Origin of the sequence: Leptospira semungkisensis (genome assembly GCF_004770055.1) — a bacterium.
In the GTDB taxonomy this organism is placed as follows: domain Bacteria; phylum Spirochaetota; class Leptospiria; order Leptospirales; family Leptospiraceae; genus Leptospira_B; species Leptospira_B semungkisensis.
The window spans coordinates 586608-599699 of sequence record NZ_RQEP01000018.1 but is presented as its reverse complement, the minus strand read 5'-3'; the positions used below and the strand labels follow the sequence as shown (position 1 = coordinate 599699).

The 13092-nt window shown below is 43.5% G+C and carries 10 protein-coding genes; 3 read left to right on the top strand and 7 right to left on the bottom strand.

Features of this window, described 5'->3' with window-relative positions; translation table 11 throughout:
- The first annotated feature begins 522 nt into the window (after window positions 1-522).
- From EHO59_RS14130 to EHO59_RS14120, 3 genes are read left to right on the top strand one after another with little or no spacing between them, the layout of a single operon-like run.
- Window positions 523-2544: an ATP-dependent helicase gene (locus EHO59_RS14130; RefSeq protein WP_167882120.1), complete on the top strand. Its 2022-nt coding sequence runs from the start codon at window positions 523-525 to the stop codon at window positions 2542-2544.
- A 4-nt stretch (window positions 2545-2548) separates the two neighbouring features.
- Window positions 2549-3193 carry a tetratricopeptide repeat protein gene (locus EHO59_RS14125; RefSeq protein ID WP_135589070.1) on the top strand — a complete coding sequence of 215 codons (645 nt, stop codon included), beginning with the start codon at window positions 2549-2551 and terminating at the stop codon, window positions 3191-3193.
- Window positions 3097-5457, top strand: coding sequence for an LIC_12586 family protein (locus EHO59_RS14120; RefSeq protein WP_246052917.1), 2361 nt, complete (start codon window positions 3097-3099; stop codon window positions 5455-5457). Before EHO59_RS14125 ends, EHO59_RS14120 begins: the two co-directional genes overlap by 97 nt.
- Here EHO59_RS14120 and lpxB read toward each other — a convergent pair whose 3' ends face one another.
- The 7 genes from lpxB to sucC are packed head-to-tail and all read right to left on the bottom strand — an operon-like array spanning window position 5458 to window position 12974.
- Window positions 5458-6735 (bottom strand): lipid-A-disaccharide synthase, encoded by a 1278-nt coding sequence (gene lpxB, locus EHO59_RS14115; protein WP_425460235.1) that lies wholly within the window; start codon window positions 6733-6735, stop codon window positions 5458-5460.
- A complete protein-coding gene (locus EHO59_RS14110; RefSeq protein ID WP_135589069.1) occupies window positions 6683-7537 on the bottom strand; it encodes an LpxI family protein in 855 nt (284 codons plus the stop codon). The genes lpxB and EHO59_RS14110 overlap by 53 nt, the downstream gene beginning before the upstream one ends.
- A 2-nt stretch (window positions 7538-7539) precedes the next feature.
- Window positions 7540-7782, bottom strand: a complete 243-nt coding sequence (locus tag EHO59_RS14105) for an FmdB family zinc ribbon protein (RefSeq protein WP_135589068.1) — start codon at window positions 7780-7782, stop codon at window positions 7540-7542.
- A 26-nt stretch (window positions 7783-7808) separates the two neighbouring features.
- Window positions 7809-9239 (bottom strand): SH3 domain-containing protein, encoded by a 1431-nt coding sequence (locus EHO59_RS14100; protein ID WP_135589067.1) that lies wholly within the window; start codon window positions 9237-9239, stop codon window positions 7809-7811.
- 15 nt (window positions 9240-9254) lie between these two features.
- Window positions 9255-10859 carry a TolC family protein gene (locus EHO59_RS14095; protein WP_135589066.1) on the bottom strand — a complete coding sequence of 535 codons (1605 nt, stop codon included), beginning with the start codon at window positions 10857-10859 and terminating at the stop codon, window positions 9255-9257.
- A 30-nt stretch (window positions 10860-10889) separates the two neighbouring features.
- A complete protein-coding gene (sucD, locus tag EHO59_RS14090; RefSeq protein WP_135589065.1) occupies window positions 10890-11774 on the bottom strand; it encodes a succinate--CoA ligase subunit alpha in 885 nt (294 codons plus the stop codon).
- 27 nt (window positions 11775-11801) lie between these two features.
- The gene (gene sucC / locus EHO59_RS14085; protein WP_135589064.1) at window positions 11802-12974 is read right to left on the bottom strand and encodes an ADP-forming succinate--CoA ligase subunit beta; all 1173 of its coding nucleotides are present in this window, start codon (window positions 12972-12974) and stop codon (window positions 11802-11804) included.
- Window positions 12975-13092: the final 118 nt, after the last annotated feature.

Below are 13092 nucleotides of genomic sequence, written 5' to 3'. Positions count from 1 at the left end.
CTGAGTTTTTCGGAGACCATGACTTCGGCGGAACCGGAAGAAAGTCCCGAAGATTCGTATGGAAATTCTTTCTATGGGGATGATGAGGCGGAGGAAGAATTCGTAAGCTCTGTCGAAGTGCCTACAGAAACAGAAGTTATCTTAGATTCCGGATCTGATCTTCTAAATTCCGAGACTGAATCCGGTCTCAGCTCATCAAATTTTCAGAGCCTAGAAGGAACTCCTTCTCCTGAAATCGAAATTACATCAGCAACTTCTGTCGAAGTGCCTACAGAAACAGAAATCATCTCAGAGTTGGAGTCCGATCTTTCTTCCGATCCGGAAATAGATTCTCTGGATCCGCAAAATACAGAAGGAGTTCCTTCCGGCGAAACAGAAATCGTCGCTGAATCGGAATTCGATTCTTCAAATCCGAAATTTTCTCCTTCAGTTTCTTCCAAGCCGGAAGAAGCCGAAATTTCTATTCCGGTAGAAAAGCAGATCCAAAAGAAAAAGCCAAAGGAAAGAGAAGCTAGTTCTTCCGTGTTCCAGCATCTTTCTCCGGAACAGCAAAGAGCCGTGCAAACAGTGCAGGGTCCTCTTCTTATCTTTGCCGGTGCAGGCTCCGGAAAGACTCGTGTGATCTCGAATCGAATCGCTCACATGATCCAGGACCACCATATTCCCGCAGGAAAGATCGTTGCTCTCTCTTTTACAAACAAGAGCGCGAAGGAAATGGGCGAAAGGGTTCGCAAATTAATTCCCAGAAATCTTTTGAAAGGGATCGCGCTTTCTACATTTCACTCTTTGGGACTCGGTATCCTGAAGAAGCATATCGAGAAGATAGGCTATAAGCAACCTTTCTTATTATTGAACCAGGCCGACCAAGAGGGTCTTGTAACAGGAATGCTCGTTGCCCAGAAGTTGGAGCCGAAACGTCCTCAGGTCATGGAAGTTCTCTCTAAGATTTCCAGGATCAAGAACTCGGGACCTGAGTATTTGGAGATGATGAGAACTTCTATTACAGAAGGGGATTTGCTCGCTGCTTCTCTCTTCCAGCAGTACCAAGATACTTTGAAAGAACAGAACTCTATCGATTTCGACGATCTAATTCTTCTTCCTTCAAGACTCTTGCTTGAGTTTGAAGAAGTTAGAGAAGAATATCATAAGAAGTATCAATATTTCATGGTGGACGAGTTTCAAGATACGAACCCTGTCCAATATGTTTTTCTTCGCGCTCTCATGGGAGAGTCTGATAATCTTTGCGTGGTAGGAGATGATGATCAGTCTATCTACGCGTTTAGAGGTTCTGATGTAAGCCTGATTTTAGGTTTCGAGAAGGATTTTGCAGGAGCAAACGTTATACGCCTCTTGGAGAATTATAGATCCACTGATATTATCGTATCCGCTGCCAATTCCCTCATTCGCCACAATGTCTCCAGAAGATCCAAGGAATTGTTCTCTAAGGTTCCAGGTGCTCTCAAGGTCAAATACGTTGAGAGAATGGATGAGAAGGATGAGGCCGAATGGGTGGTCGAGAGTATCCGCGAAGAGATCATCAAGGAAGCAAGAAAGGGAAGCCAGATCGCAATCTTGTTCCGGACGAATTTTCAATCTCGTCCTTTCGAAGAATCACTCCGTTCTCGAGACATGCCTTACAAAGTAGTGGGCGGATATAATTTCTTTGATCGAAAAGAAGTGAGAGATTTGATCTCTTATATCCGTTTGATCGCAAACCAAAAAGATGATGCTTCTCTTTTGAGGATCATCAATTACCCGAAACGAGGGATAGGAGCCGGCTCCATCGCACTTGTGCATGAGAAGGCCGCTCATAACAAAGAGTCCTTATATGAGACATTATTCCGTGTATGCGAGTCTCCTGATTTCATTCCGGATCTGAACCGAAAGATCTCCTCTGAGATCTATAATTTTGTGAATCTGATAGAGAAGGCTAAGAAGAAGTTTTCCTCTTCTCCTAGGCTCTTCTTCGCCTTACGAGAATTAATCGCGGATCTTGGTTTAGAGAAGGAGATCCTTCTAGAAGAGAAGGAAGAAAAGGTCGCTAAAGCCAGAATCTACAATATGTCAGAATTGGTGAATATGTTAGCCTTTTTTGAGGAAAATAATGATTCGGGCGACAAACCCACATTATTCGATTTTATCAATCGTTTGGCGATGTTGATGGAAGACGAACCTTCTGATGAGAAGGAAGACAATCGAGTACAGTTACTCACCATTCATCAATCTAAGGGTTTGGAGTTTGAATCTGTTTATGTCGTCGGTCTCGAAGAGGGGATTCTGCCTTCTGGAAGAGCTACTTTAGAAGATCAATCCGTGGATGAAGAGCGAAGATTGATGTATGTAGCGATGACTCGGGCGAAGAGGCATTTATGCTTGACAGGAGCCGCGAATCGCCGCAAATTTGGGGAGCAATTGGCCTCCGAGCCTTCTCGCTTCTTAAAAGAGATAGATCCGGAGACCTTGGACTGGCTCTCCAATGAGGAGACCAGAAAGCAGGAAACAGATGACTTCCTGCAAGAACTTGAAAAATTGAAAACCGGATGAGAAAATGAGTAAACACCTCGCCATATTCATTATCGGGACCCAAATCCTCTTAGCATGTGCGAGCGCGCAGAAAGAAGGCGCAGTTTCCGCCAATTTGGAAACTCAGGTCCGCGCTGATATTAAAGGGATCGATCAGCAAATGACTGATGTTCGCCCGGAAGATAAAAGATACTCCGAACTTCTTCTTCAAAAAGCTAAACTCCTACTGAAAATCGAGTCTTTCAAAGAGGCTTCTCTCGTTTTAAGAGAACTTCAGAATTCCAAAGACGGACGTAATCTGGAGCATTTGGATCATTATCTCGGATCTGCATATTTGGGAATCAACGATTATGATAATGCTATCGTGCATTTCCGTAAATCGGACAATGTAGATAGGGATTTCGAGTCAGTAACCCGCAAAAAAATGTGGGCTAAAGCATACTTCGAAGATGAGAAGTATGGCCAAGCTCTTGGGATCTTGGGAAGAGCATCCAAAGAAAAGAATTTTGAAAAAGATCTCTTTTATTATGAAACGGTAGTGGTTAGTTTCTACAGAATTAAGGAATACAAAAGATGTCAGCTGGTTCTGGAAGAAGGATTACAGAAGTTTCCGGAAAGTCTGGTACTGAAGGAAACCTCGGAGAAGATCAACCAGGTTCTCCAACGTTAATTCGTTTTTCCTTTCCCATTCCTAAGAATCCGATTATCAAAACGGACCGGTTTTCCTTCGAAATTCCGGTCCCTTCTCGCATTTATCATTTCGTTTCCTATTGGTTTCTTCGTATCCAAGCGGTCACAGAGAAACCTTCCTTTAGAAAAATCTCAATTGCTGCGATCGTGCTTCTGCTTCTTCTTGCGGCAGCCAAAGAATCCGCCGAATGGTACTTCGTTCGTAGGATCTTAGACCTAAGAGGAGTGAAGGAATTAACCCGAGGATTCATCAATGAGGAGTTGGATCGCGCGGTGACTCTGGGAGTGGTCGAATACGAATTCCCGAACCACGTATTTATCGAAGACCTAAAGATTTCCAGCGATGAGGACTTTGCCTCTCAAAGAATGATCTTCAAAGCAAATAAGATCGAGTTGCTTCTTAGAGGACTTTGGAAGGGACAACCTTCTGTCAAAGCGATTCGTGTGCGTAATGCGCAATTGAGTATTGATATGGAAGATAAGATTTCCGGCGAAATCCTATCTTATATCCATAAGATCAATATTCCTGAGATACGTTTAGAAGATACTACTGTAACCGTTTATAAGGGCGGGAAGGTGCTTTTAGAAAACGTAAAAGGAATCGATTTCGATATTCGCAAGGAAGGCACTAAGATCAATGTGCAGATTTCCGATTCTCTTCTTCCTATTCCAGGATTCAGGTACGTAAAGGGAAGATTCGTTACAGATATAGGAAGCAAGAACATGAGCCTCGACATTCTATTCAAGAATGCGAAAGCGGAGGCGGCAGGAGGATTGTATTCCGAATTCTCTCCGTTTTATCCGAGGACAGGAAAGATCTCCGGCCAGGCAAGTTTAGAATCAGATGGAACAAATCTAACTGTAAAAGGTAAAACGGAATTCTCAGGAGTGAGTGGGATCGTCTTGCAAGAACTTCCTTTAAAGGAAGAAGCTTGGGAATGGAAGGATGTGGACTTGGATCATGAGTGGACTCGTTCTTCTCAAGTGAATTCTTCTCATGAGGATCATAAGATTTCCGTGGGAGAAGATAAGCTTACTCTTGTAAAAACAAAGAATGAGAAAGGACTGAAGACTTGGGATCTCTCTCTTTCTATCCAAGACTTGGATGATACCAGGAATTATTTGCCTGTTTCTTCGGATCTGGATAAATTCGGAGGCTCCTTGGAATTGATCTGGAAGGGGAGCGAGACGGGAAATTACGGAGATTGGTTGAAGTCGGAAGCTAAGGTTTCCTTAGAAGACTTTCGCTGGAAGGATCCATATTTGGATTTCGAGATCCGTAAGGCTGAACTGACTTGGAATCAAGCCGGAGTTTTAGAAGCTTCTATGCAAGGAAAGCAATTCGGTTTGCCTTGGTCTGCAATCTTAAAAGGAAAGACTGGATATAGAAAGGGATTTAAGGGAGATGGTAGCGCTTATTTTCCTCTGCAAGGAGAGTATAACTTAGATCTGAATACAGATTCGATCCTGATTTCTAATTATCTTCCCTTGTACCGTTCTATACGACAAATCGTAAGAGAAGACATTCATACTCGAATGGAGAAGCTTATCCCCGAGATCAAATTTATAAGAACTCCAGTTTACAAATATTTTATGGAGTATCCTTCCGGAATGATCAAGCTTTCTTCTAAAGAAGTAAAATGGGAAAAGGACCTGCCTAGCATGGGTCAGTTGGAAGCTAATTTGAAATTTGCGGCTTCTCAATCTCGCTTGGAAGGAAAACTTTCCGGTCCAGGAGAAGGGAAGTTGATCTCGTATTTTACGTACGGATCTGACAATCCATACTTCAATATAGATTTTGAAACCGTGAATCTACCTTGGGGAGTTCCTACATTTTCCTTCTGCGGTGGTGATCTGATTCCTCAAACTTTGGATACAGATGCTACCATTCGATTCAACGGGAATAATTTCTTAGACATGCATGATAGAATGTATGTCACCATAGAAAAAGTAAAACTGTCGAATACTGCTTGGAAAGGAAAAGGTGAATTCCCAGTTCCTTTACATCCCAACTTCGAGATGGGATTCGATTATTGGAATCCTGGGACTCCTCCTCTCAGAAACGTTTATTGGAAATCCGGAAATGTGAATGCGACTGCGAATGTGTATATCGAATCAGATTCGCCTAAGTATTCTGTGAATGGAACCGTATACTCGGCTTCTTCTGAATCTAATCAGCCTTTGGCAACTTCTGCTTTCTATCTTCGTTTTAAAGAAACGAATAAAGGCTGCTTTAAAGAATAATCAATCGACTTGCGCTGGCTTTTCTTTTAGGAAATGTAGGATTGCCTTGGAAGCATTTCTGGAACTGTGTTCTTCTCCCAAGGATTCTTTTACGAGTTTGATCTCGTCTATCATCTGGTTTCTATATTTCTTGCTCTTCAAAATGGCCAGAGATTCTTCCTTTGCTTCTTCTGGAGTGCATTCCGCTTGGATGAGTTCTTTAACTGTTTCCCTTCCGCTCAGTATATTCACAAGACCGATGAAAGGAGTTCTGATAAGTAGGGCAGAGATGAAGTACGTGAGCATGCTCACCTTGTAGAGAATCACCATTGGTTTTTCGAAATAAACCACTTCTAAGGTCGCAGTTCCGGAAGTCACAAGCACTAAGTCTGAGATCTCTATCGCTCTGAGAGAACGATCGAATAGATATTCTATATGGATTTCTGAGTGAAGAGCTTGGATTGCCTGGATCTTGGATTGAATAAATTCTTCTTCTTTAACGTTGATATTCGGAATAAGAAAGCGAACATGCTTCTTCTCTGCTTCCATCTCTTGGTGGATCAATGCCGCAGCTTCTAATAGAGTGTCCAAGGTTCTATGGATCTCACCGGAGCGAGAACCTGGCATGAGCGTGATCGTCTGCCAATTCCCAGGCTTTTCTTCCAATTGAATCGGATGTTCCTTTCTTAATTTTTCCTTAATACGCTGGGCAATAGGATGTCCTACAAAAACGGATCTTATCCCATAATCGTCGTATAACTTCTTTTCGAAAGGAAATAGGACGAGCATTAAGTCCACGCATTCTTTGATCTTATGGATTCGGCTAAAATTCCATGCCCAAAGCTGAGGAGAAACGTAGAAGATCACTTTGATCCCCAACGCCTTTAGCCTTGCGGCCAATCTTAAATTAAAACCAGGATAATCGATCAGTATGGCATGAGTGCAGGAGCGAGCGATCGCTTCTTCGACCAGTCTTTCCATAAGTGCTTTTAGAAATTTGTATTTGAATAGAACTGCAGTGAACCCGATTACGGAGAGTTCTTCCATATTCTCTATGGATTCGAATCCCTCTTCGAGCATTCTCGGGCCGCCTATTCCGAAGAATCCGAAATCAGGATCATGTTTTTTTAATTCTTTTAATAATTCGGCACCGAGTAGATCTCCGGAATGTTCTCCTGCCAACATGAGAAAAACAGGAGAAGAGGACACAGAAGGATCTGGGATCCTTTGTTTCTCGGAAGGCTTCTTAGTCTTTGCGAAGCTTTTTTTGGGAAGAATTGATTTTCGAGACGTTGCCACGGCCGATGCTCAAGATATGGATTTTCAATTTTTCTGCAAGGCTAATAAATTCCGCAGGATTGACCACAATGGTCTCTCCTTCTCGGAGAGCGAGAATATCGCAGTTGCTTTCGCTCATTGTTTTTAGTGTGTCAGCACCAACTGTAGGAAGATCGAATCTATCGTCCTGACTGGGTTTGGAGCTCTTGCATACGACCGCTTTTCTCTTCTTGGCGAATTGCCCACCTCTTCGAATGGCCTGATCGGTTCCTTCTACCGCTTCTACCGCTAAGACGGATTTGTCTACGACTACGACTGCCTGTCCTATATCCAGGTGGGCGATCTTCTCCGCGTATTCCATTCCGAATTCGACATCCCCCAATTGCTTCTTATCTAAGGACTTTTTAGTATAACGTCCCTCGGGAAGTAGAAGCGATTTTAGATAAGTTTTTTGGGAAATGATATTGATGCCTTCTTTCTCAAAATCTTCTGCCACTGTCTTGAAAATAGAATAGTCATGCCGATTCACCATTCGGGCAAGAAGTGCGATCGCCTTTAGATCGAAGTTTAAGCTCTTGAATATGATCTCTTTTTTAACTTTTCCTAATAGAAGAAGACGATCTATCTTATTCGTCTTACAAGCCTTCAAAAGGCCGCCTATCTTTGCGATGCGAATAGGCACGACTCGGTCTGGGTAATCCCCCGGTTTGAAATCGGATTCGGCTATGGAAAGAAAGATCGGATCTTCGCCCGCAGCGATAGCTTCTCTCATTCCGATCTGGGGAAGGTTTCCTCCTCCCGCCAGTATCCCTAAGCGGCCCAAACTTAGTTGGAAGAGTTTCCGGAAGAACCGGAAGAGGATTCGGAATTTTTAGAAGAGGAAGATTTATTATCGGTCACATAGAATCCGGAACCTTTGAAGATGATTCCTCCTCCGTTAGAAATCAAACGGTCTACCTCTCCGCTTTTTCCGCAGAGAATGCAGGTTGTGATCGGATCATCCTTCATGGACTGGAAATATTCGAAAGTCTGTCCGCAAGACTTGCATCTGTAATCGTAAGTCGGCACTGATTTTCCTCACTTGATCCTAAAGATCAGAATAAAAACTTAAATCGAAACGCCGCCGCGTTCGAGTCGGACTTCTTGTCCGGCTGCAAGAGACAAAGTTTAAAGAGAACACCTTCTTCTGAAGTGAATTCTGCCTCTGGTTGGATCCCTTGCAATACGGTCTTTTCCCCCACCATCAAGGAAGCGGTAGGAGCTCCTACGGAGGAATTGATCCCTAACAGGTATCTTCCCTTTGCAGAAGAGATACCTGTGATATACTTGTTCCTATTGATGGAGACGCTTTCTCTGTCAAGATCGATTTGGTAAGCAGGCTTCCAATCGCCTGGACGACCCGAATATAGCTTAAAGATCGGGACAGTCTCCTCACCACTTAGACTCGTTGCGACAAACTCCAGAGATCGAAAAGGTTCTTCTACGATCCTACAAAGCTCTTTGTATTTTCCATTCTTGGAACGATATAAAACGATTCCGTAATCACCGTCTAGGGCAAGCTTCTCCGTAGGACTATACTCCCCGTGAAAGCCAGGAGGGATCTTGTCTTCTGTCCAAAATGCAAAGTCCCAGGCTTGGCTTCTTTCTGATTGAGAAAATTCCGTAAGCATCTGTTCCGCTTTAGAAGAAGAGAATGGATCTTCTTCCAAGAAATGAGAGAAGATCCAACCTGATATCTGCAATTCCGGAATATATACTTGGACCCAATTTCCTTTTCTGCCTTGGACTGTTTCGGAACGAGGGTCCTTGTCCACAGCGTACAGTAAGATTCCTTTTTTTAATCTGGCCTTGCCTGGATTTTCAGTACCTGGCCCGGATCTAAGATTGGTATTTTCTCCGGTATTCTTGAAGCGGGAAGCTAAGAAGGGAGAATCTTCTCTTGTGGAAAGAAATCCTAATAATTCAGAGAGACGATCTCTTTCTGATTCGGACAGCTTGGTTTCTCTTTTTAAGATCTTTCTAAGAACGGTTGAATAAGAAGAACCTAATGTGATCGGGTTGACTCGAATGAGTTCCTTTAAGTCTTTGAGGAATGCGATATCGTCTTCCCACTCTCCGGCGATATCTAAACGAGAAAGAACTGCTTTCTGTCTCCAGTATCCTCCGGCTCTCAGTTGAGTCAGAAAAGGATCTTCGAATACCGGAAATTCTCCGCTGGATTCCGTGGACTTGCCTGAGGAGATTCCATAATCTTTTTTGAATCTATTTACGATTCGAACTCTATCTTCAGGTTCTTTGGAGATTAGGTCTGCGTTCAGGCGAACTAAGGAGTAAGACGCGTAGAATAAGTCTTCAGGACTCGGAAGATCTAACTTCTTAACTGCCCCGATGACTTTCTCCCATTTTTCTTTTCTATAATATTCGTAAATTGTGTCGGAAGGCTTGGGCCAGAATCGGATCGTAAGCCAAATAATTACGATCAGGAATACGAATCCGATAATGGATAGGAAAAAGCCGCGCTTCAAAGAGAATCAGAGTCCTTATTCAATTGTAGGAATAAGTTTGTCCACATCCAAGTTGAATCTTTCCAAGAGAGTGTTCTTAGCGATATAATATCTCATCAGATCGATATTAAAGTTCACTCTTGCTTGGGTAAGGCTCAATTGGTCTCTCACTAAAGTATCGAGAGCGTTCTTTACAGCGACTGCGTCTGCTCTTCCTTGGCGGAAACTGCGAAGCACCCCATTATAATAGTTCTGGGTCTCGCTTTCTGTAACGATAGAGTTCTTATAGATCTTATAGCTGGCTTCTAAGGAATCAATTCTTCCTTTCAGATCGTCTCTTACTTCGTTTCTCAATTCTATCTCTTTGAGAGAAGCTTGTCTTAAAGTAACTTCAGAGTCTCTTCGTCCTGCATACACTCCCTTGTCGAAGAGAGGATAGGAGAAGGCAACCTTTCCGTTATAGTCCTTGTATTTGAGGGAAGTGACTCCGTCGCCGCTATCAGTATAGTTCTTTTCAGGAGTAGTGATCGTCTGTGCTTGGGAAGAAGCGGATCCAGAAAGAGTCAGAGTAGGCAACTGATCATTCTTAGCGTTCTTTAATAGAAGCTCTGCGATCTCCTTCTCTTTGACTGCATTTACATAATCCGTTCTCTTCTTATAGGCAACTTCTAAGTCCTTAGTGAAGTTCGGCTTCTCTGGAATTTCTTCGAGTAGGTCGGTCTCTTCGGAAAGATCGGTATCACTCTCTAATTTTAGAGTACGAGCCAATTTTCTTTTAGATTCTTCTTTCTGGACTGTTGCAGTCTCTAATTGGCTATCTGCCTGAGCGAGTAGTGCGTTCCATTGATTGACCTCGAACCCTTCTGAAAGACCAAGACCTTGTTTGCGAATGGTCAGGTTACGAATGTCTTTTACGTTTTCTTGAAGTTTACGATATGTCTTCAGGGATTGTAGTTTTACGGAATAATCCCAAAAGTCCACGAGAGATCCAACGATTGCTTCAGAGATTTGCAAGGAAACTTGGTTCTTTGCCATCTGTGCTTGGTTGTCTAGGATCTTTTCTTGGTTTTTTCCCTTATAGCCGAATGAGTTCTTTAGTAAATCCTGGCTAATAGTCGCAGTGATGAATCCTGTATATAACGGAGGAAGTGCGAGTCCTGCAAATCCTGCGCTAAGAGGATTGCTTTTGTCCTCGAATGCGTTCGAGTCGAAGCGGGTATTTCCTGCTTCTAATTTGAAATAAGTTCCAGTAGCTCGGATGGTTTTTTCAATACCACCCTTGATCGTATCATTGGAGATCTTCGTTCCTGTGAAGACGTTGTTCTGGTTGAATGGAAGGATACTCTGTCTAAAGCTTCCGTCCGCTACTAATCTCCAAGAGTATTGGGACTCAGACTTGAGGTAGTTCGAATCGGATTTTGCCAACTCGTATCTCAGGTTCTGGAGTTTGAAGTTACTGTCTAAGGCTCTTTTTACGGTTTCTTCTGTGGTAAGTCTCATGATCTTACCGCCGCCAGTTGGTCTTTGGTCCTGAGCGGATAGACCCGAAAAACCGAGGAGGAGGGTAGCACAGAGCAAAATCGAGAAGAGAGTTTCTCGTCCCATTTTGCTTTTTGAAAGTTTTCCTTTTTCCTGTTTCATACCGAACCTCCTTCGGATTAGACCCTGATTTTAACCCAGGGCCTTCTTCATTTTTTCGCCGACTTCGGCGATGGATTGGCAAACCGAAATTCCAGCGTCTTGCATAGCTTTCATCTTGGAAGAAGCAGTTCCCATTCCCCCGCTGATGATAGCTCCTGCGTGTCCCATTCTTTTGCCTGGGGGCGCAGTCTGGCCCGCGATGAATCCTACTACAGGTTTCTTCACGTGTGCTTTGATATATGCCGCAGCTTCTTCCTCAGAAGTTCCGCCGATCTCTCCGATCATTACGATTCCAGTAGTCTCAGGGTCTTCGTTCAGAAGGCGAACAGCTTCCGTATGATTCATTCCTGGAACTGGGTCTCCTCCGATCCCGATCACGGTGGATTGTCCGAGTCCGTGTTGGGTCAACTGAGCCACTGATTCATAAGTTAGGGTTCCAGAACGGGATACGATTCCGACATTCCCCGCTTGGTGAATGAATCCTGGCATGATCCCCATTTTAACTTTGTATTTAGGGGAGATCACTCCTGGGCAATTCGGTCCTACCAATCTTGTTTTAGAATTACGAAGTGCGCTGTACACCTTGAGCATGTCGTGCGTAGGAATTCCTTCTGTGATACAAACAACAAGAGGGATCTCGTTGAAGATACCTTCTAAGATTGCATCCGCTGCGAATGGAGGCGGAACGAATATGATGGAAGCATTTGCTCCCTCTTTCACGATTGCGTCTTTTAAGCTATTGAATACAGGAACATTTTTGCCGGCCAATTCTACTTTTTGTCCGCCTTTGCCTGGAGTTACTCCTCCAACTACATTGGTTCCGTATTCGATCATTTGAGTAGCGTGGAAGGATCCTTCTTTTCCGGTAATCCCTTGAACCACTACTTTTGTATTGCTATCTACTAATACTGCCATATCTACTTTAAGTTAACCTTATATTCCTTACTTAATGGCTTCTGCCACTTTCTTGGCTGCGGTGCGAAGATCATCTTCTCCGATGATGTTCAGTCCGGATTCGTTCAGGATCTTTTTTCCTTCTTCCGCGTTGGTTCCTTTCAGACGAACGACTAACGGAACATGGATATTTACTGCTTTAGCTGCTTCGATAATCCCAAGAGCGACTCGGTCACAACGAACGATACCGCCGAAGATATTGATAAAGATTCCTTTTACGTTCGGATCGCCTAAGATCAGTTTGAATCCGTTGGTAACAGTGGTTACGTTTGCTCCACCGCCCACGTCTAGGAAGTTTGCAGGTTCTGCTCCAGCCAACTTCACGATGTCCATGGTGGCCATTGCGAGTCCGGCTCCGTTTACCATACAACCTATATTACCGTCTAACTTGACGTAGTTGATATTGTATTCGCTCGCTTGGACTTCGAGAGGATCTTCTTCAGAGATATCTCTGAATGCTGCGTTTTCAGGATGACGATACAGAGCGTTCTCATCCAGATCCATCTTGCAGTCTCCTGCTACGATCTCATTTTCTTTGGTAAGAATGAGAGGATTGATTTCTAATAAGGATGCATCTTCTTTAATATACGCGTTGTAGATGGAAGAGAGAAGAGCCTTGAAAGATTTATGGGATTCTGCTGGAAGTCCTAGATCAAAAGCCAATTGGGAGGCTTGGTTCGCTTGCAGTCCGATGCCTGGATCGATTGCGATCTTTAGGATCTTTTCAGGATGAGTTTCAGCAACTTCTTCGATTTCCATTCCACCTTCAGTGGAAGCCATGATGATAGTTTTGCGGATCGCGCGGTCCAAAAGGATACTAATATAGTATTCTTTTGCGATATTGATCCCTTGCTCTAAATATACTTTTAAAACTTTCTTTCCTTCGGCTCCTGTTTGAGGAGTGATGAGTTGCATGCCGAGGATTTTGTCGATAGCGGCAATTGCGTCGTCTTTGGTTTTGGTAACTTTAACTCCGCCGCCTTTTCCGCGTCCACCTGCGTGGATCTGGGCCTTAACAACAACTACGGAACCGCCAGTCTTGGAAATGACTTCCTCATAGGCTTTGTTTCCGTCTTCTTTCTTATCAATTACTACGCCGAAAGGAACTTTGGCGTTATGGCGTCTCAGGATTTCCTTTGCCTGGTACTCGTGAATTTTCATGAATCAACCTTATTTTTTTGGGTGTGAGGTCTTAATGGGAATGCTTTTTCTAAGGATTTTACCTGGAAGAATCCTGTCTATCCCCTTTCCATAAGGAAGTTCGAACTCTGCATAGAAA